We start from the raw sequence: 23,285 nt of genomic DNA, 5'->3' as shown, positions 1-23,285 counted from the left end.
CTGCGTTGAAGAGAGGGACTATGGATATCACGAACCATTCGGGCAGCTCTAAACGTCTCAGGATCGCGATTATCGGCAGTGGGATATCCGGATTATCCGCTGCATGGCTGCTTTCGCAACGGCATGATGTCACTTTGTTTGAATCGTCAGATCGTATCGGCGGCCATAGCAATACTGTCGAGTTTGAGAGCAGCCTCGGTCCGGTAGCCGTCGATACGGGTTTCATCGTCTACAATGAAGTGACATATCCCAATTTAACTGCATTGTTTCGTACACTGGAAGTTCCAACCGCAGCGTCCAATATGTCGTTTGCCGTTTCAATCGGAAACGGAGCCTATGAATATTCAGGCGGTACGGGCTTCGGACTTTTTGCGCAGCGCTCTAACTTGGTGAGTCCGCGCTTCTGGTCGATGATCCGTGATCTGCTGCGCTTTTATCGCAACGCGCCAAAAGACCTCGCCGTCATGGGCGATATTTCGCTTGATGATTATCTTGCGCGCAATGCTTATGGTCGGGCTTTCCGTGAAGATCACCTGTACCCAATGGCGGCGGCGATCTGGTCTACCCCTGCCATGGAAGTGGGGCGCTATCCGGCAGCAAGCTTCGTTCGCTTTTGTTGTAACCACGGACTTCTGGCTCTTCGTGACAGGCCTATCTGGCGTACGGTATCCGGCGGCAGTCGGGAATATGTAAAGCGTATCACCAAACCCTATGCAGACCGGATCAGGCTTTCGACACCGATCCAATCTGTTCGACGCTCTGAAAACTTTGTCGAGTTGATTGACGGAAGCGGAGTTTCCCATGTCTTCGACGATGTCGTGATCGCCACTCATGCCGATCAGGCTTTGCGGATGCTGGCCGATCCGAGCGCGGATGAAAGCCGTATTCTTGGCGCATTTCAATATTCACGCAATGAAGCGGTGTTGCACAGCGACGTAACGCTGATGCCTAAACGTCGTGCGGCATGGTCGAGCTGGAATTATTTGACCAATGCAGCCACTGGTCCGGCACAGCCATCTATCACTTATTGGATGAACCGTTTGCAACCGCTCGGCCAAGCGCCTGAAACTTTTGTTACACTCAATCCGTGCCGCGCGCCGCGTGAGGAACTGGTGATCCGTCGCGAGATTTATGAGCATCCGATTTTCGACATGGCAACGGATCGTGCGCAGAAAGAAATCTGGTCATTGCAGGGACAGCGCCGGACATGGTTCTGTGGCGCGCATTTTGGCTCCGGTTTTCATGAGGACGGGCTTCAGGCAGGTCTGGCAGTGGCGGAAGATCTCGGTGGTCTGCGTCGTCCTTGGCTGGTTGAGCAGGAAAGCGCGCGCATTGTTCGCCAGCCATTGCCAATCAGAGAGAGGGCGCTGGCATGACCGAAAATTTCCAGTCAGCGCTTTTCCCTGGCCATGTGACTCATACGCGTTTGCGGCCTAAGGGTCACAAGCTGGCTTATAAAATCTACTCACTCCTGCTCGATCTCGACGAGTTGGAAGCGCTTGATGGTAAGCTGAAGCTGTTCTCGCTCGACCGTTTCAACCTCTTTTCTTTCTATAGACAAGATAGAGGTGATGGATCGTCTGCTCCGTTGCGCGAACAGGTCGAGCGTGCGATGGATGCAGCCGGAGTGATGCCAGATGGTGGAGCGGTCCGCTTGCTCACCATGCCGCGCATTTTGGGCTGGGCTTTCAATCCGCTGAGTGTTTTCTTCTGCTATAATCGAGGTGGCGACCTCGTGGCTATCCTTTGGGAAGTTGATAACACCTTCCGCCAGCGCCACGGTTACTTGATTCCGGTCGAAAATGATTCAAACGGACGCATCGTACAAAGCTGCGACAAGGCATTTTATGTCTCGCCTTTCATGGATATGAAACTGCGGTACGAGTTTGAAGTTTCTCCGCCCAAAGATAAGCTATCCATCCGCATCAACAGTTTTGACGATGAAGGACTGGTTATGACTGCCCGTCATCTGGCGCGGCGGATTGAATTGACTGATGCTGCCTTGCTGCGCGCGTTCTTTTCAATTCCGTTTCTGACCCTGAAAGTGGTCGGCGGCATTCACTGGGAAGCGCTGAAGATCTGGTTGAAGGGTATCGGTCTGCGCAAACGTCCACAACCACCACACGAACCGATAACGCATATCCGCCAAGGGCAATCCGGGCAAAGGAGTGAGGCCGTATGAGCCATATTGATGAGATCTCGCCGCTGCCGACAGTGATTGCACGCGGATTTTCTGGATGGAGCCCCTCTGCGCGTCTTTTGCGTCGCTTGCTTAATCAAGTCCAGCATGGACGACTGACACTGGTTCTTCCATCTGGAAAAGTAATTTATGGCCAAGGCAGTTTAGCTGGGCCTGAAGCCCAAATAATAATTAAAAGTTGGCGTTGTTTGCGTCGGCTTCTGATGGGCGGCGATATCGGCTTCGCGCAAGCTTATATCGCAGGTGAATGGACATCGGCCGATCTAACCTCAGTTGTCCGCTTTGCAGTGCGCAATCGCGATACACTCTTATCCAGTTTGCGTGGTTCGGTCTGGATGCGGGCGCTGAACCGTATTGGCCATCTATTCAATGCGAATACGCGCCGGGGTAGCCGTCGCAACATTGAAGCACATTACGACCTCGGCAATGATTTTTATCGCCGCTGGCTTGATCCGTCGATGCTTTACTCGTCGGCGATATGGAATGAGACGACGCATAACCTTGAGAGTGCTCAGGAATATAAGTTGCAGTGCATAGCAGAAAAACTGGCGCTCGAGGGTGGCGAAAAAGTTCTTGAGATCGGTTGTGGCTGGGGTGCATTAGCCCGCTTTCTGGCAAAGCATGACGGCGCATATGTAACAGGCATCACTTTATCGCCGTCACAGTTGGCGTGGGCAAATCAATCAATAATCGAAGCAGGACAGGAAAAAGATATTGATCTTCGCCTGCAGGATTATCGTGACTTGGAAGGGCAGTTTGACCGGATTGTCTCTATAGAAATGTTTGAGGCAGTCGGTGAAGCTTATTGGCCTGAATATTTCGCGACCATGAAACGCTGTTTGAAGCCAGACGGCCGGGCTGTTTTACAGATCATTTCAATTGAAGATTCGCGCTATGAGAATTATCGCCGCAAGGCTGATTTCATTCAAAAATTCATCTTTCCTGGTGGGTTTCTGCCTTCAGACAAGGTTCTTGAACGCGATTTGATGAAGGCTGGACTTGTTGTGAAGGAGGTCGAACATTTCGGTCATTCTTATGCGCGGACCCTTGCCGAATGGCGTGAGCGTTTTGTCGCGAACTGGCCTGAAATCGAAAAGCTTGGTTTTGACGACAGGTTCAGAAGGCTTTGGGAGTATTATCTTTGTTATTGCGAAGGTGGCTTTGAAGAAGGCGCGATCAATGTCGGTCTTTACACCATCGAGCACGCTTAAAGTCTCGTTTGATAACTGAGGACGCACCGATGAAATGGATACAAGTGATCAGCGTACTGACAGTAATATTCCCATTTGCGGCGCAGGCGGGTGAGATCAATGGCAACTGGGCGCGTGGGGATGGCAAAGCCAAGGTAAAAATTGCTGGATGCGGTCAAGACATATGCGCCACCAATACCTGGATCAAGCCCGGAACACCAAAAGAGAAAACTGGTGATGTGCTTGTCATGAGCATTAAGCAAAGTACAAGCGGGCAATATTCAGGAACTGCTTTCGATCCCCAACGCAAGCTCACCTACAAAATCAACGTGAAAGTTGACGGCGACACTATGACGTCCAACGGCTGTGTTTTGGCTGGCCTTCTATGTCGGAGTGTAGGTTGGACACGTATTAATTAGGAAGGTTGGTTTGCAATGAAAGACTATCTCATAGCTTATGTTGCCACTGCGGTTGCTTTTCTCGCAATCGATTCTGTCTGGTTGTCGAATATGGCGAATGTGATCTATCGACCTGTTATGGGGGATATGATGTTGTCGGGATTCCGACTGGCTCCAGCAATCGTTTTCTATGTAATTTTTGTATTTGGTCTGGTTTTCTTTGCAGTGAAGCCGGGGCTCTTAGCGGGTAGTGGTACGTTAACACTTCTTAATGGTGCGCTTTTGGGATTTATTGCTTACGCTACCTATGATTTGACCAATCAGGCTACATTAAAAAACTGGTCTTGGACGCTTACTATAGCGGACATGATCTGGGGTACTGTTCTCTCGGCCTCATCAGCCTATATTGGCTATTGGGTTACGTCTAGGATCAGTGGGTAGGCTGGAGCAAATATATGCAAAAATTGGGTCTTCTCGCGGTTTTTGTTTTTGTGATTATTGTCCTCGGAATGGCCATCGGTATCGGCTTTCCGCCGGGTGAATGGTATGCATCGCTTCAGAAACCTTGGTTTACTCCACCTAATGCTGCATTTGGCCCGATCTGGACGATACTCTACATCTTCATTGCTATCGTGGGCTGGCGCACCTGGATCAATGATAGCGGGTGGCGGCGGCGCGGGCCGTGGTTTGGGCAAATGCTCTTGAACTTCATCTGGACGCCTATTTTCTTTGGTCTTCATATGACAGTGCTCGGCCTCGCCGTCATCATCGGAGTGTGGCTCTGCGTATCTTTGTTTATTATTCGCGCATGGCAACCAGATCGCATCTCGGCGCTGCTCTTTGTCCCATATCTCGTATGGCTGTCTCTTGCGACAGCTTTGAACGCGGCAATTGTTGTACTGAATTAACTAAAAAAGGCGGCATAATTGCCGCCTTTCTCTTTAAATTCCAACCAATGGCTGAACTAGGCGCATGAGCCAGCCCTGGAATTTCAGCGGTGCGTCAGTGACAGCAAGGCAGATACAGTCACCATCAGGCGAAGCAATCGGCTGGTGCACGAGATCGGCATCTGCTTCTTCAATGTCGCCACGCGCAAAAAGTCCGGTTCCATCGTTAAAACTTCCACTAAGCACGAGTGTTAGTTCTCGACCACCATGACCATGTTCTGGTACGGGCTTGCCCGCTGGAATGCGCAACAATCGAACCTGTGTTTCGCTATCGCGTGTTTTGATAGGCACCTGATAGGCGCCTCGACCAAGCGATTTCCATTTCAGTTCGGCTAAGTCGCCGCCGACATAGGAGCGTAATGGCTCTGGTATGACCTTTGGTATGGTCGTTTGACTGAGCGATGATGAATGTCTATGCGATGTTGGGGTATTGGCCAGCTTGGTTTTGAAACCTTCCCATGAACTCGCTTCGAATTTCGCCGGTTGCACTGTTTCGAGGAGTTCTCCGCCGATCTGTTCAAACTGCTTGAGTCTTGAACGACAAGCGGGGCAAAGTGCAAGATGCGTTGCAACAGCAATGCTCCAGCCTTCTGCCAATGAACCAGTGGCATAGCTTGCAAGGAGTTCGTCACTGAGATGATGATTGATATTCATCAGTGCCCTCCTGAATTCTCGAGTGCTGCACGCAATTTGCTGAACGCCAATCGTAAGCGGGATTTAACTGTGCCGAGTGGCAGGTTCAGCTTTTTGGCGATAGCGCTATGCGAGCTTTCCTCAAAATAGGCGAGTTCAAGCAAGGCGCATTGTTCTGTCGGTAATGCTGCCATGGCCGCACGTAATTGGCTGGCAGATTGTTGCTTAGATAGTTTCATGTCGGCAGGTTGTTCCTCGTCGGGAACAAAAGCGGGGTCGGTTGGGTCGAATTCAGGGCGTCGTTCTCGCCGCACCGCATCTATGCGCTGGTTGCGTGCGATTGTGAAAATCCAGGTCGATAACGCGCCTTTGGAGAAATCAAACTGATCTGCTTTGTTCCAGACCGTAATCATAGTCTCTTGCATTAACTCTTCCGCTGTTTGCGTATCCGCAGACAGTTTAGCCATATAGGCTTTTATCCGAGGGGCAAAATGCTTGAAAATCACCTCGAATGCGTCCACGTCACGCCGCGAACTGACCGCCAGCATCAATTCCTCCAGTGAAGGCTGATTTTCAGAAGCAGTCCGTTCATTCATCTTAATTGAATCCCGTATGCTCAGATGTGGCGAAGACCGACGCTGCAAATCACGCCCTATCTTCTTTTGCCATGTCTTCAAGCCAAAGGAAACATTTGTATTCATAAAGCCTCTTACGAAGGCTTTATGAAATTGGATCACCGTGCATCGCGCTCATTGTATAAATTCGACGCATAGAAGGATTCAGAATGATTTCCTAGGACCTCTATCTTAAAGCTGCTTCGATGCTATCATTCAATAGATAATCGGCATTGGCTCGATTAAAGACCATAGAAGGACGCATTTTTAGAACATTGTCATTGGTCCTTCAGTTCCCATCAAAATGCCGCGCTGCCGCGCCTCGTTATTGATCGGGCGTGCTAAATCTGTTGCTGGCGCTTTGGTTTTGCGATCCGTTACAAGTTCTATTCCAATGAATAAGCCTCTACCGCGTATATCACCTGTGATATCAAAACGTTGTTGCATTGCACGGAAACCATCAAGCAGATAGTTGCCGACGTCCAAAGCATTGGCGCGTAAACCGTCGCGCTCAATGACATTAAGTACAGTCAATCCGGCTGCACACGAGACAGGGTTTCCACCAAATGTGTTGAAATACTCCATACCATTATCAAAGCTATCAGCGATCTCGCGGGTTGTCACAACAGCGGACATTGGATGACCATTCCCTATTCGTTTGCCCATGGTTACGATATCCGGAAGGACATCCTGCACTTCGAACGCCCACCAATGATCTGAGCTGGATTGCGACCGTTCTGCATAAAAGTTTCCGGAGGAATGCCGATGAGGCCCGCGGCATCTGGAAAGAGATCTGTCCAGACATCCAGATAGGCGGCCTCGCCAGCCCCAAGTATTTCGTTGGCAGTGAGGTCTATATGCCGTTTTGTTATTATCTTTGATGAATTGAAGGCGCGTTCGTGCGCGATCAGCATAGCGCAAATCCCAATCAAATTCCTAGCAACATTTCCTTTCAGGCACGGGACAGCGAGTTTTGGATTGACGTTGAGAAGGTGCTGTAGAAGGGCGACCTGAAACGCATTGACAATTGCCGGTGCACTGGCATTAACAATTTTGAGAATCCAACGCGCATCATTGTCTGCACCTTGATGGAAATTGCAGTCTCGCTCGCTATCAAGTTTAGAAGCGAAAGCTTCGATACCAAATAGCGCTGAGGCAAAATTTCAGCGTTGGTTGTGGTAAATTGCGGTGCAGGATGGCAGAGATTGGTGATAGCCGTTGCTTTTATATATGTGATTGAAAGCTGCAACTTGGCACATGACATGTTTTCAGGCATCAAGCATTCTGTCGGTGTCGCCGACGGTTTGTCGGAATGGACAAACACTTTTCTACTTTTGGAATGGATGGTTCAAAATGCGGGCGCTTGATGACAAAGACCGCGAAATACTGTCGATATTATCGACAGAGGCGCGCATCGCGATTAAAGTGCTTGCGGGGCGCATAGGATTGTCGCGAAGTGCCACCAGCGAGCGCATTACATGTCTTGAGAAGAGTGGTGTAATCAGGGGCTATCGTGCCGATATCGGCGAAATAAATGCGCATGTCATTTGTGCGACCTTGCTTGTAAGTTTAAAGCAGACACCTGCGCGTGAATTGTTGGATGTCCTTGCGGTTTATTCAGAAGTCCGCCGCGTATCATCTGTCAGTGGGCAGCTTGATTTCATTGTGGAGTTAGAAGCAGGGTCAATTGATCGTATTAATCAGTTGCGTGACCTGATCGCGCAGCACGAGCTCGTCGAAGACCTGACAACAGCAATTGTGCTGCGCCGCGATATTGACCGGAGATGATAAAGGTTGGATAGGAGCGGCGACGATTTTACCGGTATGCAGCGGCTGCGATAATTCCTGAACCAGCATATTGGGCCACTTCCTTTGGAGTTATCGAGTGAACAGCGTTGATGTGTTGATTTTGGGTGCAGGTGCTGCGGGGATGATGTGCGCTATTGAAGCCGCAAAGCGTGGCCGGTCGGTGCTCGTGCTCGATCATTCCAAAACGCCCGGCGATAAAATCAGAATATCGGGCGGCGGAAGATGTAACTTCACAAATATTCATACCAGTCCTAAAAATTTTATTTCTCAAAACCCCCATTTCTGTATTTCGGCTTTAAGTCGCTACAAACCAAGCGACTTCATTAACCTTTTGAAACGCTACGATATCTCATTCCATGAAAAGACACTTGGCCAACTTTTTTGCGACGGCTCGGCTGTCCAGATTATAAAGATGCTGCGCAATGAAATGGAGATATATGGTGCTCAGTTGCAGCTCCAAACCTCAATCGAAGATGTAACGAAAACTGAAGCCGGGTTTGTCGTTCGACATAGCCAAGGAACGACGATTTCAAAGTCTCTTGTTGTTGCGACAGGCGGTAAGTCGATCCCTAAAATGGGTGCGACAGGTTTGGGTTATGAAATTGCTGCGAAATTCGGATTAAACATCGTGGAGACACGTCCTGGCTTGGTGCCTCTGACGTTTGAGCCGCATCTTTTGGAGCGCTTAAAGCCATTGGCAGGTGTGGCGGTGGACGGGAAAGTGTATTGCGGCAAAACTCATTTTTCCGAAGCTGCGTTGTTCACACATCGTGGAATAAGCGGGCCAGCTATTTTACAGATATCGTCTTATTGGCGCGAAGGACGCGAAATAACGATATCTATGGTCCCGCAAGTCGACATATTTGAAGAACTACGCATATTGCGAAGTAAAAACGGCAAGCAGGCGCTGCAGACGGCACTGACTTCATTTCTTCCAAAAAAACTGGCACAAATTATAGCGATGGAAGCCGCTGCCCCTGATAAACTTGCGGATATATCAGATGCAATTCTGCGACGCGTTGATGCTTCGGTGAACAAATGGACTGTTAAGCCTGCAGGCTCAGAAGGATATCGCACGGCTGAGGTGACTATTGGTGGCGTAGATACGAAAGGGTTGAACTCTAAAACTATGGAGGCAAACAACGTAGCTGGCCTGTATTTTATCGGCGAAGTCGTCGACGTTACCGGCTGGCTGGGAGGATATAATTTTCAGTGGGCTTGGTCATCTGGCTGGAGTGCTGGCCAAGTCGCCTGATATTTCGCTATATGTATGAGGTTACTAAGAAAAAAATCCTAATTATATAATAAAAGTATTTGGACTTGCCCTTATTTAGAGGAGAGATTTTGTCACTAATTGACGGTTTATCATCTCGAACTGGATCGGTGATTTATACCCGAGTGCAGAATGTCTGCGCACAGGATTTGAGACGCCGTCAATGTATTCGCCAATGGCGTTGATCGCGTCATTTCTGGTCTGGAATACAGTGCGCAGATCAGTTCTGACTTGATCGTCTTTAAGACGGTTTCCACCATTGCATTGTCATAGCAATTTCCTTTGCCGCTCATGGATGAAAGTATCTCGTGAGCTTTGAGGATTTTGCGATACTCATAACTGGCATATTGGCTCCCCTTGTCCGAGTGCTGGATCAACCCCGGCTTTGGTTGACGGATTGCAATGGCTTTCTTCAAAGCACTGATCGCCAGATCCTTCTTCATCCTATCGCGTGCTTCCCAGCCGATGATGCGACGCGAATAAAGATCGACAACGATTGCCAGATATAGCCAGCCTTCTGCCGTCCATATGTAACTGATATCGACACCCCATTTTTGATTAGGCCCATCACAAGTGAAGTCCTGATCCAGAAGATTGGGAGCGACGGGCTCACCATGATTGCTGTCGGTCGTGCGTTTGAAGCGAGTTTTCTGCCGGGCTTTAAGGCCGTTTTCACGCATCAGTCGCGCCGTGCGGTGACGTCCTGCTCGAATACCTTCTTCGTTCAGTTCGACATGCATTCAAGGGCTGCCATAAGTTTCACGTGACAGCTCAAACTGATTACGAATATGCGCCAGGATAATCATGTCATCAAGCTGGCGACGACCGGGCAAACGATGCTTCCATGCATAATAACCGCTGATACTGACGCCTGAGAAAGCGCATAGCCGTGACACAGACATATGGGCCTTCTCCGTGTCGATGAACACAAACCTCATCGATTGTTCGGCGGGAAAACAGTTCGCTGGACTGTTTTCTTATCCGCCTCAACTCGAACGAAGAAGGCCGTCGCTTTTTTTAGCAGGTATGTTCCTCGCGCAGGAGTTCGTTTTCTTTACGAAGCCGGGCAAGTTCCTCGCTCATGTCCTCATTAGGACCAGAAAGCAGATCCTTCTCAGCAAAATTGCGCCGCCAACGGTCAAGTATTGATTTACCAATCCCAAGGTCAACCGCAACCGATGAAATGCTTCGATCGCTCGTCGTTAAAATCCGAGCGGCTTCACGTTTAAACTCGTCTGTAAATTCTCGCTGCTTCAATTCTAAGTCTCCTGTCAGTTTTATCTAACAGAAGCTCTCCACTTTTGAAGGGGAAGTCCAAGATATGGCTGCCATACTTTTTCAATACGACCAAAAATTCAGCGTGCTGAAATGATGGTAGCAATTCGTCTGCAGCTTTACCGAACTTAAACGTCAAGTGCCAGTGCTTTTGAATTGTTAATGTGATCCGATAAAGCTTCTGTCGCCTTATCGGTATTTCTTGTTTCGATGGCCTCGATAATACGCAGATGTTCTTGCATAACGGGTGCGACGCGTCCTTCAATCGTATAACGCTCTTGATTGATTAAACGGGTTTTAACTGAATTGACGCGATAAGCCGTTGAGATGATGTTGTTTCCCATCGCATCGATAAGTGTGTTGTGCATTTTCCAATCAATTTGCTGCGCCTTTTCTTCTTCCAGAGGGCTCAGTGTTTTTGATTGTGCGAGCGCAAGCATTTCTTCGTGTTCGTCACGAAGGGATTTTATAGCGGCGTCAGATGCGTTACGCGTAAAAAGCTGTACAGCCTCTTTTTCCATTACCAGGCGAAACTGAAACGCCTCACGGATAAGATTGAGATCCACATGTGCAATTTGAATTCCGCGCTGTGGCAACGCTGTCAATAGACCTTCGGATTCCAGCCGGGGAATGATTTCACGGATTGGTCCAAGCGGTAGTCCAGTGCTTTCGACAAGTTGTCGTTGCGATAAAAATTGCCCAGGCAAAAATTCCCGTGCCAGAAGCTTGTCGATGATGCTGCTATAGGCAAGCTCGCGCTGCTTAATGACTTCTTTTCCACCTGCGCGAGGTTGGCCTAACGGCGTCATTCAAAATTCCTAACTTATAACTGATTCATCAGTGAAATATTATTGAGTACTTGGATGATCAAAATTGCAAGAGTTTGTTGTAAGCGCGGCAGTTTAACACAATCGTGCCGCGCTTTTTATGCGTCTGATACTCCGGCTCTAATGGAGAATTTGACTCAAGAAGAGTTTGGTGCGCTCGTGCTGCGGGTTGTCGAAAAACTCGGCTGGCGCATTCTCTTCGACAATCTGGCCCTGATCCATAAAGATCACGCGGTTTGCAACCTGACGGGCAAAGCCCATTTCATGTGTCACGCAGATCATGGTCATGCCTTCATCAGCGAGGCTAACCATTGTATCAAGCACTTCCTTGACCATTTCCGGATCAAGCGCTGAAGTCGGCTCGTCAAAGAGCATCACTTTCGGGTTCATGCACAGCGCACGGGCAATTGCCACACGTTGCTGCTGACCACCGGAAAGCTGACCCGGATATTTATTGGCCTGTTCCGGAATTTTCACGCGCTTCAAATAGTGCATCGCGATTTCTTCCGCCTGCTTCTTGGGCATTTTGCGCACCCAGATTGGGGCCAGCGTGCAATTCTCCAGAATGGTCAGATGCGGGAACAGGTTGAAGTGCTGAAACACCATCCCGACTTCGCGACGCACTTCATCGATCTTCTTGAGATCGTTGGTGAGCTCAATGCCATCAACGATTATTTGCCCTTTCTGGTGTTCTTCCAGACGGTTGACGCAACGGATCATCGTTGATTTGCCGGAGCCTGAAGGGCCGGCAACGACGATGCGTTCGCCACGCATGACTTTCAGATTAATATCACGCAGCACGTGGAACTCACCATACCACTTGTGCATGTTCTTGATCTCGATAGCCACTTCGGTCTTCGAGATTTCCAGTTTTGAACGGTCGATGTCGACACCTAGCTCAGATTGCGGGAGGGCGCTTTGTGCACTCATTTGAATTATTCCCTTTAATTCTTATCGTTTGTGACCCGTGTCGAGCCGTCGTTCCATGAATATAGAGTATCGCGACATGGCGAAACAGAAAATCCAGAAAACAAAACCCGCAAAGATTAATCCGGTTACGGGAGTAACTGGTGAGGCCCAGTTGGCGTCTGAGAAATTGAGGCGAACAATCCCGAGCAGGTCAAACATTGCAATAATTGTGACGAGCGATGTATCTTTGAACAAGCCGATGAAGGTGTTTACGATACCGGGGATTACGAGTTTTAAGGCTTGAGGAAGAACGACGAGGATCATCTTCTGCCAATAGGTTAACCCCAGAGCGTCGGCACCTTCATACTGGCCTTTGGGCATTGCCTGAAGGCCACCGCGCACCACTTCAGCCATATAAGCCGATGCAAAAAGCGAGACGCCGATCAGTGCGCGAATGAATTTATCAACTGTAAAGCCCTGTGGGAGGAACAGAGGCAAAACCACACTTGCCATGAACAATACGGCCAGCAATGGAATGCCGCGTACCAGTTCAATAAACGCAGTTGAAAGCTTGCGGATTACCGGCAATTCGGATCTGCGACCCAATGCGAGCAAGACGCCCATTGGCAGCGACACGGAAATGCCGACAAATGAAAGCGTCAGCGTAACGAGCAACCCGCCCCAGAGCGATGTCTCGACATAGGGCAAGCCAAAAATGCCACCAATAAGCAATATGACTGAAACTACCGGCAATAACAGGAACATAAGAGCCGCATTTAGCGCCTTGTGTCCGACTTTCGATATCAGCAGCGGGGCTAACAGCATTGCGAAAAGCATAAAAACGGCAATCGGGCGCCAGCGCTCATCTATTGGATAGCGCCCGAAAATGAACTGATCCATTTTTGCATTAACGAATGCCCAGCATGCGCCGGACCAACCATCTGGCTGCATGCCGCCTTGGGCGATGGTCGAACAGGCTTCGCGACCGCTGCCTGTCCATGATGCGTCAATGAAAAGCCATTTCACTGCTGGCGGTAGCAGCCATCCGATGAGAAGCAGAGCTAAAATGGTGAAAATGCTGTCTTTCAGACTGCCAAATAATGAGCGTCTGATCCATGCCAGCGCGCCAGTTCGAGTTCCTGGTGCAGGAAGAGCAGGGTGCATTTCCTTGCGGATGAAATGTGTATCGCTCATTTTACCGCTCCTTCAGCGCCACTTTTGTGTTGAACCAGTTCATGAAGGCAGAAGCCGTCAGGCTCAGCGATACGAACACGATTGCCCATATCGTTATAACTTCAATTGCCTGTCCCGTCTGGTTCATGATTGTTCCGCCGATAGAGACGATATCGGCATAGCCAACGGCGATAGCGAGTGAGGAATCTTTCATCAGGTTGAGATATTGGCTTGTGAGCGGAGGAATGATGATCCGCATAGCTTGCGGTATGACGACAAGCCGAGTGGTCAGTGAAGGAGAAAGCCCCAATGCATGCGCCGCTTCTGTCTGGCCTTTGTTAACACCAACGATACCGGACCTCACAATCTCGGCAATGTATGCGGCGGTATAAAAAGACAGGGACAAGAACAGCGACAAAAATTCTGGTCCAACCGTCATGCCGCCCTGAAGCCGAAACCGCCCAAGTTCCGGCAGTTCAAAAGACAGTGCTCCGCCTGCCACAAGCATTGTGAGTGTTGGCAAGGCAATGAGTAAAGCCACTGTTATCCAAAGAACAGGCAAACGCTTGCCCGTCGCAGCTTGTTTGTTGCGCGAGTAAAATCCAATCGCAATACTAGCCAGAATCGCGATGATGAAAGCGGTGAAAACCCAGACGCCAGCACCACCAAAGTCGGGTTTTGGAAATGAAATGCCGCGATTGTTGATGAAAACTGAGAAAGGGAGTTCAATCGACTGCCGGATCTGTGGCAGGATCGAAATGACGCCGACATACCAGAAGAAGACGATCAGTAGTGGCGGAATATTACGGAACACCTCAACATATACTGTGCATAATTTTGCGATCAGCCAATTGTTGGATAGTCGTCCAATTCCAATCAAAAAGCCCAGAATAGTTGCGGCAACAATGCCGGTGACTGCCACCAAAAGGGTATTGAGAAAACCTACAAGAAGCGCACGTCCATAAGTGGAGTCGCTTGAGAATGGGATTAATGCCTGTGAGATATCGAAGCCAGCGCGACCTTCAAGAAAGCCAAAACCCGATGCAATGTTCGCGCGCTGCAAGTTTGCAATCGTGTTTGAGACAATCCAATATGCTGCCGCAACAAGACAGATGAGCACAGCTATCTGGAATAGTTGGCCCCGAAATTTTGGATCGTTCATGGAGCGCAGTTTTTTGTCTGGACCAACGTCTTTAGTCATGACGTTTTCAGCCATGGATTAACTCCCTCCCAAAGTCAGGCGCGTCCTGAATAAGTTTTGGTGGAAGGACCCCAAATCTATGCCAGGCAGATAGGAGGAAGAGCGCATTGGCGCTCTTCCTGATGTGGTGGTGCGTTTCTTAGCGAACAGGTGGGGCATACTGGATGCCGCCCTTGTTCCACAATTGGTTCAGGCCACGATCAATTTTCAGCGGACTATCTTTGCCAAGATTACGTTCGAAGATTTCGCCGTAATTGCCTACGCTTTTGATCGTGCTCTCAGACCATCCATTGTCGAGGCCAAGATCTGCACCGATCTTGTTACCAGTTTCAACGCCAAGGAAACGCTGAATATCCGGATTTACAGACTGCTTCATTTCCTCGACGTTGGCCTGTGTAATGCCGAATTCTTCAGCGTTGATCAGAGCGTAGTGAACCCAGCTTACAATGTCGAACCACTGATCATCACCATGGCGAACAACAAGGCCAAGTGGTTCTTTCGAGATGATTTCTGGCAGAATTACGTGGTTGTCGGGATCTTTCAAAGCCAAACGCAGCGAGTACAGCGCCGATTGGTCGGTCGTGTAAACATCGCAGCGGCCTGCTGCATAAGCACCGTCGACTTCTTCCTGCTTTTCGAAAACGATTGGCTCATAGGTGATTTTATTGGCGCGGAAGTAATCCGCCACATTCATTTCAGTGGTGGTTCCAGTCTGCAAGCAGACCGAAGCGCCATCCAGATCGAGCGCCGATTTCACGCCAAGGTCTTTGCGGACCATGAAGCCCTGACCATCATAGAAATTGACGGGGCGGAAGTTGAAACCAAGTGCTGTATCACGGCTGATTGTCCAGGTGGTTTCACGCGAGAGCAGGTCTACTTCACCAGACTGGAGCGCAGGTGTGCGTTCTTTAGAGGTCAAAGGAATGTACTTTACCTTTGTCGCATCGCCCAAGACAGCAGCTGCTACCGCTTTACAATAATCGACGGAAAAACCGGACCATTCGCCTTTGTCATTGGGTGCCGCAAAACCAGCAAGCCCGCTGTTGACGCCGCAATGCAAAACGCCACGTGTCTTCACATCCGACAAAGTGGATGCTGAAGACATGGACGTTGCAGCTGTCGCGGCAATCATTCCCATTACAGTGCTAAGTAGAACCTTTTTCATTGTTTCACCCTGTTTATCTGGCTTAAAGAGCCAATTTAAGTTGAGAAGGTCCTTCAACAGACAGTGCAGAACCGCCTGTTGAAAATTTGAAGATGTTATTTCTGGAGCTTATTGACTGCCGCAACGACGCGTTCGCATGCACCGCGCAAAGTTTCAGTTGCTACCGCATATGCAAACCGAATGTGGCCCGGCATGCCAAAAGCATCGCCATGAACAACGCCGACATGCGCTTCATCCAGAAGGTAAGACGCAACATCGAGATCGCTTTTGATCACTTTACCGTCTGCTGTTTTACGACCGAACAGTGCTGAGCAATCTGCAAAAACATAAAACGCGCCTTCCGGGGCATCGGCTTCAAGGCCATCGGCCTTAGCGATCATGTCCATTGCGATTGCGCGGCGCTCACCCAGAATGCGAAGCCACTCTGGCATGAAATCATGACCGCCATTGAGCGCCACGACTGCGGCTCCCTGACTGACGGATGATGGGTGCGCGGTGCTCTGGGACTGCAACATTTCCATTGCCGAAACCAACCAGGCAGGACCGCCGGAATAGCCCAGCCGCCAGCCAGTCATGGAGAAGCCTTTTGATACGCCGTTGATCGTCAGTGTGCGATCATAAAGGGCTGGCTCTACAGCCGCTGGCGTTTCAAAAGTGCCTTGATAGATAACATGTTCATAAATGTCATCGGCCATAACAAGTACATTTGGATGGCGCAGAAGCACATCAGTTAACGCTTTGAGTTCATCCTTGGAATAAACGGCACCAGTTGGATTGCTTGGCGAGTTCAGAATAACCCAGCGGGTTTTAGGGGTAATAGCAGCTTCGAGTTCTTCTGGCTGCAAGATCCAGCGGTTGCTGCGCTTTGTTGCGACGGAAACCGGTACGCCGCCAGCAAGACGGATCATATCAGGGTAAGAAACCCAGTAAGGTGCCGGGATGATAACTTCATCACCGTAATCCAGGGTTGCGAAGAACGCATTGAAAATCAGCTGCTTGGCACCTGCGCCAGCGATGATTTGATTTGGTTCATAAGTCAGGTTGTTTTCGGACTTGAACTTATGAATTATTGCCGCCTTGAGAGCTGCTGTACCTGATACGGCGGTATATTTTGTTTCGCCATTGCGAATGGCTTCCACGCCCGCATCGGCGATGGCTTTTGGCGTGGCGAAATCGAGTTCACCTTCACCGAGGTTTACGACGTCGAAACCTGCTGCACGCAAAGCGCGGACTTTATTGGAAATTTCGGCGGTCGGAGAGGCGCCGATGACGCTCATGCGCGGCGCAAGACGTTGGATGGACATGGGGTAGACTTTCAGAGATATGACAGTGATGTTTGCAGATTCCGAGTGCCGCCTAATGGCGTCATATCGTCATCAATACGCGCGCAGTTTCTGATCGCTTGCCTGGGACGCAGATGAGCTCTTGATACCTTTATATGCATCCAGAGCACCTTTTGCTGCGTCGCGTAGAAGGGCGATGTCATGCGGTCCTGCGATGATACGGTATCCGCGTTCAACCAGATCTGCGACTGAGGCACCTGCGTTAGGAACAGTCCCCATGATTTTTCCGGAACGCAAAATGGCATCTTCGGCCTTCTTGACCAGCGCACGAACTGCCGGATCATCTGTCTGCTCCAGCTTGCCAATCGATCCGGCCAGATCGTTAACGCCGATGAAGACGCAATCAAGACCTTCAATTGCGCAGATCGCGTCGATCTGCTCAACAGCGGCTGCCGACTCCACCTGACAAATTGTCAGAAGGTTCTCATTTGCCTGATGAATGTAGTCTGGAACAAGACCATAGGTCGAGGCGCGGACGACACCTGCCGCATAACCGCGGCGTCCATGTGGTGGGTAATAGCAGCCAGCGATCGCGGCGCGAGCCTCTTCAACATTCTCCACCGATGGGATCATGACCGATTGAACGCCAGCATCGAGAATGCGCTTCAGATAGACATGGTCGTTCCACGGAACACGGACAATTGCGGGTGTTGGGGTGACTGCAACGGCGCGCAGCTCATCAACGATTGTTGCAGCGTCGCCAACGCCATGCTCGTGATCAAGAAGGAGGAAGTCAAATCCGATATGGCCCAGAACTTCGGCAGCCGTAACAGATCCGCCAGCCACCCAGCAACCGAATGCGACCTCTCCCGCCAATAGGCGAGCCTTGAGTTGATTTGTTTTAAACATGCTTGAGGTCTCCATCAGCTACATATTGTGCCGCCGATGAGACAAGCTCCTCCACAGCTCTACGCTTCTTTATCAAGAGCTAATCGATGGAGTCAATATAATTGATTGTTAAAAAATATTTGACTAACATGTTAGCTGGAATGGCATGTTTGGCGCCCCCGTACGGAATTTGTCGTATAGATGTTTTAACGCTCGTGAATCCCACAATGTCCATAGTAATTAGAGAGAGCTTTAACCGATCATGATAGTTAAAAGCACATGAGAAAACGGGTTCTATGATTGCATGAAAATAGATTCTTAGATCTCGAGTAGACATACGACAAATTCTGACTTTTGCCATATGTTTTGTTTCGCTGAGATGATGGCGTGTTATTCACGCGAACATCAGCACCACGGGCCGAGCTCATCAATGATCGCTCTGGTGATTTGGTGAAACTGTTTCGTATCCTGCAACGACATTATCCGCAGTTCATGGACACGCTTCGCTTCTAGATTACCAGCCGACGCGAGTTTGAGCGGCTGAAGGCAAACGACCCAACTACATTGACCGATCTGAAAAGTGCGGTAAAGTTTGTTTATCTCCAGCGCCTGACCTTAATGGCAAAGTTGCGGGTCGTTCGTTTGGTGTGAATCGGGATATCGGCTCGCGTTTCAATATGACCACACTTGCGCCCTTGCTTCTGGACGTGCATGAACGCCTTGCATCTGTGGTGATTGAGTACCTTGATTGGCAGATGTTCATTGATCGTTCTGACCGTCCAGAAACTCTGTTCTATCGCGGTCCGCCATACTGAGGGACCGAATATCATTATGGCAAGGAACTGTTCGGCCGGGATCAATATGATGTCATGGTCGAACGCCTTGCTCGACTGTCAGATCGGTTCATCAAGTGATAAGCAGCACCAATTGGCGGAAGAAGCCAATTGTCTTTTATGTTTAGCAAACGTTAGCCAATCAGGGCTTCCGTTTGATGTTGCAAAGGACATGAAAATGGTTTTGAAATTGTTCCTTGTTGAATTCGTTCACATCACAGGGACAGAGCTACGTTTCTGTGGAGCCCTCAATTATAATGACGCACTACAGACCGTATCGTCACCACAGTCACGTTATTGTTTTACAGGGCGTCTGTCACAGATTGCCGCGACTGTGACTTGCAATGATAATGGCGTGATACAGACTTATTACCACTACTAAGGCATTCTACGGCATTAGCGCATTTATCTTTTTGTGCCAAAGCTAACGCCGCACTGTACCAAAGGCCGCGCCACACGTCCGCTTCGGATATTAAAAGAGATTAATGCATCTATGGCGGCTCACTGCCTGAATACGTCTTAGTCAGACGGACTAGGACTAGGTCATAGTCACTCTGTGACAACTCAGCGATATGCACATCTTGCATCAGATCCGATACGAGACGCTGCTGATAGTGTCTCATATATGATCGACAGTAAATTAACTCGAAAAAATTAAAAAAGTTCAATTTTCTATTAGCAAAATTCACATTTCATCGTTGATCGAAGGACGCGTGAGCATCCAGATTTTTCCGCTTTGGAAAAATCCATATCGAGCGTTATTGTTAGTAACTAGGGCGCTATTTGACGCCCTAGCTCCCGCTTTTTTATTAATAGCGCTGACGAATGAATATACCCGCCAGTACTGATATTGTGACAGTGACGGTTAGCAGAACGAAGGCAAGGGCAGCGCCGAGTGGCCAGTTTGCTTTGTTCAGTATCTCAGTCACGATCATTGGAGCCATCATTCGGAACGATGGGCCGCCAAGAAGGACTGGTGTGGCGTATGCATTCATTGTCAAAATGAATGACAAAACTGACGCTGCGAGAAGACCCGGCATGATTTGTGGCATACGAACGAGCATAAAGCTTTGAAAAGGCGATGCACCAAGGCTTGCAGCGGCATAATCAATGTTTTCATCCAGTCCTTCGAAAACGCTTTGTAATGTAAGAACGACATAAGGAAGATTGACGGCCGTTATACCAATAAAGACAGCTGTTGGTGTTTGCATGATCGTTAGCGGCGTAGAAATGATGCCGATTTTCATAAGAAGAAAATTCAGCACTCCCGTCTGACCAAACGCGACCATCCAGCCCGCAGCGCGGACAGCGTTCGAAATGAACAGTGGCAGGATAATTGCCATGAGAAGTATGGTTTTGAGACTACCCTTTTGTCGTGAAATCCAATTGGCAAGCGGCAGGCTGAGTATGATGCAGACTGCGGTAACAGAACCTGCCATGAACAAGGTTGTCCCCATGCCTTTTAGATAGTATGTGTCGGTAAAGAATGTTGCAAAGTTTGCTAGTGTAAAGCCTTGCACCATAAATTCGCCGGGCACGAAATCGTTGAAGCTGTAACGCAACAGATAAAGCAGCGGCAATGCCATGAATACAAGGACCAGCCCTGTCGCAGGCATGAGAAGTGCAGCGGCGGAAATTGATGTTTTTTGCATGGCTATACCGGGAAAGCTGGAGCTGAACCTGTCTGGCTTAGCCAGACAGGTTGTTGCGATAATCAGGCTTTAAACTCTTTGTTCCACCAGTTTTGCAGGTCGGCATCTGCCTTCGCGACATATTCAAGATCAGGCAGAACGAATTGTTCACGCTGCGCGGCAGTATAATCAACGGCTGATGCGAGTTCGGCAGGTAATGCCACCTCAGAATTGGTTGGCGCATAGCCCATCTGCTCGGCAAAAGCTGTTTGTGGCGCTTGTTCAAGCATGGCGTTCATATACTGGTAGGCTGCTTGCTTGTTTGGTGCGTTTTTAGGCACTGTCATGTCCGAGAGGTAGAGCCCGATGCCTTCTTTTGGAATAGCAATTTCGATGTCGATACCCGCATTCTTCCACATGTAGCCGCGTGCATTCCACATGATGCACATGACGATTTCACCGGACTTCAATGCCTGCGCAAGAGCCTCATTGGTAGGATAGATCTTCACACCCTGTTTTTTCAGCTCCAATAGCTTGGCTTTGCCGGGTTCGTAGTCAGAAGCACCGCCGCCAGCTATCATCGCGGCTGATTCAATTGTCGTCTGATACTGAAGATCAATGACGCCAACGCGACCAGCATATTTCGGATCCCACAAATCGGCTTAGGATGTCGGCGCTGGGCTTACCTGCTTTGGATTATAAAGAATAACCCGACCCGTATAGATATGTGGGATGGAGTAGTTGGTGCGGATGAATGGCAGAACCTTGCTCAGGTTTGGAACTTTGGTTTCATCCAGCCCTTCAATAACTCCGTTCTGGAACATTTCAAAGCTCCCCTGACGGGTGAGACACGCAATATCCATAGAGCCGCGTGGCAAACGCCGCTCCGCTAGAAGCTTTGCTTTGCGCACTGTATCTGTCGCAGGATCATAGATGACCTGCATACCGCTGCCCTTCAGATTGCCATCAGCAATATTGATTTGTTGCAGATTTTGGTAATCGCCGCCCCATGTGCCAACAACGGCTCGACCTGACGCTTTGGCGAATGAAGGCAACATTGTTGAAGCCAAAAGGCTGCCGGAAAGAATTCCAAAAGTGCGTCTGCTGATTGTTGTCATGCTAGTTCCCCTTTTGATCGTTGATGAAGCATTCCCGGAGGTCTGTCGCCTCGTTCGGGATTAAATGATTAAAGCAGCACGACGTCCTCTGGCGCGATGCTCATTGTGATTGAACTTTCAGGAGTAAGATCGATACCCGCCTCATTCAGTTCCCGTGGAGATGCAACGGCTGTCAGATGCTGTCCGTCGGTCAGCATCAGATCAATCTCGACCATGCCGCCCAAGAATACATGCTTCTTGATAATAGCCGTCTGATTGTTTTGAGCAGAAGGAAGAGGTGCTTTGCTCAACCGCAGAGCTTCGGGCCGGATAAGCACTTCAGATGCTGTCTTAGTGCTTTGTGCCGCCTGAAAATGAACGCCGCCTTTAGTCGTAAAGCGCCCATTTTCGACCGCTTTTCCGGATAGGAAATTTGCACGTCCAATAAAATCGGCAACAAAGCGATTTGCAGGCTGCTTATATAATTGCTCCGCATTGCCGATCTGTTCAATCAGCCCCGAACGCATGAGTACCAATCGGTCACCAACCGACATGGCTTCTTCCTGATCGTGCGTGACCATGATTGTTGTGATGCCAAGTGACTTCTGTAGGCTGCGAAGCTCGTCACGCACTTGCAAACGCAGACGTGCATCCAGATTGGATAGCGGCTCATCAAGAAGCAGCATATCGGGCCGAATTGCGATAGCACGGGCAATCGCGACGCGCTGTTGTTGCCCGCCGGATAGCTGCTTTGGCAGGCGCTCTATCAGATGTGCAAGATCAACGAGTTCAAGAGCGTGTTTAACGCGGCTTTTCAGCTCTGGTTCTGCCACTTTCCTGCGGCGCAGACCAAAGGCGACATTCTCAAAAATGCTCAGATGCGGGAAAAGCGCATAGTTTTGAAATACCAGACCAATATTGCGCCGATGCGGCGGTTCAAACGTAATGTCTCTTTTTCCAAGGCGCATGGTTCCCGCATCAGGTTCGATGAAGCCAGCCAGCATGCGCAATGTTGTGGTTTTTCCGCACCCGGACGGCCCTAAGAAAATGAGAAACTCACCCTCATGGACATCAAGCGTCATGTCGGATACAGCTTTGAAAGCACCGTAGGTTTTGGTCAGTCCCTGAATTTGAACGTCAGCCATCAGACCATCCTCGAAATATTCACAAAGCGATTGGAAATCATCAGCATTAGCGCCACGAAAAGCACTTGCAGTACGGAAACGGCAGCGATTGTTGGATCAATCTTCCATTCCAGATATTGCATCATCGCAACCGGAAGCGTGACCTGTCCGGGACCAGAAAGGAAAATAGAGACCTCAAGATTGCCGAAGCTGACAACGAACGAAAATACAGCAGCAGCAAATATTCCCGGTTTGATGAGCGGTAGTGTCACCAGCCAGACAACAGTTGATGGTTTGGCACCGAGCGAAGCAGCAGCTTCCTCAACCGACATATTCACACCTTCAAGCGAAGCCAGAAGCAGGCGGATACACCATGGGATTGTCAACAAGACATGCCCTGCCACGAAAACACCAGTTGAGCCGACAATAGGCGCACCAGATGCTATCTCGATTTCAACAACCGTTACATAGAGCGCTGCACCGATAACAATTGCTGGCACCGTGAGAGGCGACATCAAGAGTTGGATCAAGGCACTGCGACCACGGAAGTTCCGCCTTACAATCACCATCGCCGCAGGGACCGAGACCAGCAGACCAGCAATCATCGCGAAGCTTGCAACCGCGATGGAAAGCAGAAAGCCGCTCAGAAACTGGGGCTGACGAAACGCTTCCGAAAACCAGTGGAGTGAGTAGCCTTCAACCGGCAATGACAGTATCTCGTTCGAGATGACAGAAAGCCAGAACACAAGCACAAGGGGCAGAAGCATCAGCACCAGGCTGAATGCTATCATTGTCGCTGCTCCCAATCGTCCTAG

At 49.5% G+C, this 23,285-nt stretch carries 23 protein-coding genes and 3 pseudogenes; 9 read left to right on the top strand and 17 right to left on the bottom strand.

What is annotated here, in order from left to right:
* Window positions 1–20 precede the first annotated feature (20 nt).
* The 6 genes from U2P60_RS02025 to U2P60_RS02000 are packed head-to-tail and all read left to right on the top strand — an operon-like array spanning window position 21 to window position 4,696.
* Window positions 21–1,376: an NAD(P)/FAD-dependent oxidoreductase gene (locus U2P60_RS02025; protein WP_413571035.1), complete on the top strand. Its 1,356-nt coding sequence runs from the start codon at window positions 21–23 to the stop codon at window positions 1,374–1,376.
* Complete coding sequence (locus U2P60_RS02020) at window positions 1,373–2,182, top strand: DUF1365 domain-containing protein (protein ID WP_413571034.1); 810 nt, start codon at window positions 1,373–1,375, stop codon at window positions 2,180–2,182. Before U2P60_RS02025 ends, U2P60_RS02020 begins: the two co-directional genes overlap by 4 nt.
* On the top strand, window positions 2,179–3,411 hold the full coding sequence (locus U2P60_RS02015) for a class I SAM-dependent methyltransferase (protein WP_413571033.1): 1,233 nt from the start codon (window positions 2,179–2,181) through the stop codon (window positions 3,409–3,411). Before U2P60_RS02020 ends, U2P60_RS02015 begins: the two co-directional genes overlap by 4 nt.
* Window positions 3,412–3,440: 29 nt before the next feature.
* A complete protein-coding gene (locus U2P60_RS02010; protein WP_413571032.1) occupies window positions 3,441–3,809 on the top strand; it encodes a DUF2147 domain-containing protein in 369 nt (122 codons plus the stop codon).
* 15 nt (window positions 3,810–3,824) lie between these two features.
* Window positions 3,825–4,229: a DUF2177 family protein gene (locus U2P60_RS02005; RefSeq protein WP_413571031.1), complete on the top strand. Its 405-nt coding sequence runs from the start codon at window positions 3,825–3,827 to the stop codon at window positions 4,227–4,229.
* 14 nt (window positions 4,230–4,243) lie between these two features.
* A complete protein-coding gene (locus tag U2P60_RS02000) occupies window positions 4,244–4,696 on the top strand; it encodes a TspO/MBR family protein (RefSeq protein WP_413571030.1) in 453 nt (150 codons plus the stop codon).
* A 33-nt stretch (window positions 4,697–4,729) separates the two neighbouring features.
* On the opposite strand, the gene U2P60_RS01995 is transcribed toward U2P60_RS02000, so the two are convergent.
* From U2P60_RS01995 to U2P60_RS01980, 4 genes and pseudogenes are all read right to left on the bottom strand, one after another.
* Window positions 4,730–5,389, bottom strand: a complete 660-nt coding sequence (locus U2P60_RS01995; RefSeq protein WP_413571029.1) for a ChrR family anti-sigma-E factor — start codon at window positions 5,387–5,389, stop codon at window positions 4,730–4,732.
* Complete coding sequence (locus U2P60_RS01990; protein WP_413571970.1) at window positions 5,389–5,964, bottom strand: sigma-70 family RNA polymerase sigma factor; 576 nt, start codon at window positions 5,962–5,964, stop codon at window positions 5,389–5,391. The genes U2P60_RS01995 and U2P60_RS01990 overlap by 1 nt, the downstream gene beginning before the upstream one ends.
* Window positions 5,965–6,169: 205 nt before the next feature.
* Window positions 6,170–6,696: pseudogene (locus tag U2P60_RS01985) on the bottom strand (aminotransferase class III-fold pyridoxal phosphate-dependent enzyme); the annotation flags it as partial.
* Entirely contained in the window at window positions 6,651–6,896 is a 246-nt protein-coding gene (locus tag U2P60_RS01980) for a hypothetical protein (protein WP_413572022.1), read from the bottom strand. The pseudogene U2P60_RS01985 and the gene U2P60_RS01980, both read right to left, overlap by 46 nt.
* 439 nt (window positions 6,897–7,335) lie before the next feature.
* Between U2P60_RS01980 and U2P60_RS01975 the strand changes: the two genes are divergently transcribed.
* Together U2P60_RS01975 and U2P60_RS01970 are read left to right on the top strand one after the other, a co-directional pair.
* Window positions 7,336–7,770, top strand: a complete 435-nt coding sequence (locus tag U2P60_RS01975) for an Lrp/AsnC family transcriptional regulator (protein ID WP_313828927.1) — start codon at window positions 7,336–7,338, stop codon at window positions 7,768–7,770.
* Window positions 7,771–7,867: 97 nt separating this feature from the next.
* Window positions 7,868–9,046: an NAD(P)/FAD-dependent oxidoreductase gene (locus tag U2P60_RS01970; protein WP_413571028.1), complete on the top strand. Its 1,179-nt coding sequence runs from the start codon at window positions 7,868–7,870 to the stop codon at window positions 9,044–9,046.
* Between the two features lie 75 nt (window positions 9,047–9,121).
* On the opposite strand, the pseudogene U2P60_RS01965 reads toward U2P60_RS01970, so the two are convergent.
* The 8 genes and pseudogenes from U2P60_RS01965 to U2P60_RS01930 all read right to left on the bottom strand — a co-directional run bounded on the left by U2P60_RS01965 (window position 9,122) and on the right by U2P60_RS01930 (window position 17,806).
* Window positions 9,122–10,321, bottom strand: a pseudogene (locus U2P60_RS01965) (IS3 family transposase).
* 146 nt (window positions 10,322–10,467) lie between these two features.
* Window positions 10,468–11,148 carry a GntR family transcriptional regulator gene (locus U2P60_RS01960; protein WP_413571027.1) on the bottom strand — a complete coding sequence of 227 codons (681 nt, stop codon included), beginning with the start codon at window positions 11,146–11,148 and terminating at the stop codon, window positions 10,468–10,470.
* 138 nt (window positions 11,149–11,286) lie between these two features.
* Window positions 11,287–12,096 carry an amino acid ABC transporter ATP-binding protein gene (locus U2P60_RS01955; protein ID WP_413571026.1) on the bottom strand — a complete coding sequence of 270 codons (810 nt, stop codon included), beginning with the start codon at window positions 12,094–12,096 and terminating at the stop codon, window positions 11,287–11,289.
* Window positions 12,097–12,117: 21 nt separating this feature from the next.
* On the bottom strand, window positions 12,118–13,269 hold the full coding sequence (locus tag U2P60_RS01950; RefSeq protein ID WP_413571025.1) for an amino acid ABC transporter permease: 1,152 nt from the start codon (window positions 13,267–13,269) through the stop codon (window positions 12,118–12,120).
* Between the two features lies 1 nt (window position 13,270).
* Window positions 13,271–14,464 (bottom strand): amino acid ABC transporter permease, encoded by a 1,194-nt coding sequence (locus U2P60_RS01945; RefSeq protein ID WP_413571024.1) that lies wholly within the window; start codon window positions 14,462–14,464, stop codon window positions 13,271–13,273.
* 124 nt (window positions 14,465–14,588) lie between these two features.
* Window positions 14,589–15,614, bottom strand: coding sequence for a transporter substrate-binding domain-containing protein (locus tag U2P60_RS01940; RefSeq protein WP_413571023.1), 1,026 nt, complete (start codon window positions 15,612–15,614; stop codon window positions 14,589–14,591).
* A 95-nt stretch (window positions 15,615–15,709) separates the two neighbouring features.
* A complete protein-coding gene (locus U2P60_RS01935; RefSeq protein WP_413571022.1) occupies window positions 15,710–16,918 on the bottom strand; it encodes a pyridoxal phosphate-dependent aminotransferase in 1,209 nt (402 codons plus the stop codon).
* 72 nt (window positions 16,919–16,990) lie between these two features.
* Window positions 16,991–17,806, bottom strand: coding sequence for an HpcH/HpaI aldolase family protein (locus U2P60_RS01930; RefSeq protein ID WP_413571021.1), 816 nt, complete (start codon window positions 17,804–17,806; stop codon window positions 16,991–16,993).
* Window positions 17,807–18,172: 366 nt separating this feature from the next.
* Between U2P60_RS01930 and U2P60_RS01925 the strand changes: the two are divergent.
* A pseudogene (locus U2P60_RS01925) lies at window positions 18,173–18,693 on the top strand (DNA adenine methylase); the annotation flags it as partial.
* A 734-nt stretch (window positions 18,694–19,427) separates the two neighbouring features.
* Here U2P60_RS01925 and U2P60_RS01920 read toward each other — a convergent pair.
* The 5 genes from U2P60_RS01920 to U2P60_RS01900 all read right to left on the bottom strand — a co-directional run bounded on the left by U2P60_RS01920 (window position 19,428) and on the right by U2P60_RS01900 (window position 23,261).
* On the bottom strand, window positions 19,428–20,270 hold the full coding sequence (locus tag U2P60_RS01920; protein ID WP_413571020.1) for an ABC transporter permease: 843 nt from the start codon (window positions 20,268–20,270) through the stop codon (window positions 19,428–19,430).
* Between the two features lie 62 nt (window positions 20,271–20,332).
* Window positions 20,333–20,905: an ABC transporter substrate-binding protein gene (locus U2P60_RS01915; RefSeq protein ID WP_413571019.1), complete on the bottom strand. Its 573-nt coding sequence runs from the start codon at window positions 20,903–20,905 to the stop codon at window positions 20,333–20,335.
* Between the two features lie 6 nt (window positions 20,906–20,911).
* Window positions 20,912–21,367: a hypothetical protein gene (locus U2P60_RS01910; RefSeq protein WP_413571018.1), complete on the bottom strand. Its 456-nt coding sequence runs from the start codon at window positions 21,365–21,367 to the stop codon at window positions 20,912–20,914.
* A gap of 68 nt (window positions 21,368–21,435) precedes the next feature.
* The gene (locus tag U2P60_RS01905) at window positions 21,436–22,491 is read right to left on the bottom strand and encodes an ABC transporter ATP-binding protein (protein WP_413571017.1); all 1,056 of its coding nucleotides are present in this window, start codon (window positions 22,489–22,491) and stop codon (window positions 21,436–21,438) included.
* Window positions 22,491–23,261, bottom strand: a complete 771-nt coding sequence (locus tag U2P60_RS01900) for an ABC transporter permease (protein WP_413571016.1) — start codon at window positions 23,259–23,261, stop codon at window positions 22,491–22,493. The genes U2P60_RS01905 and U2P60_RS01900 overlap by 1 nt, the downstream gene beginning before the upstream one ends.
* Window positions 23,262–23,285 lie beyond the last annotated feature (24 nt).

Source organism: Brucella sp. H1_1004, from assembly GCF_047308065.1.
Taxonomy (GTDB): Bacteria; Pseudomonadota; Alphaproteobacteria; order Rhizobiales; family Rhizobiaceae; genus Brucella; species Brucella pseudogrignonensis_B.
This window is presented reverse-complemented; position numbering and strand designations above follow the sequence as displayed.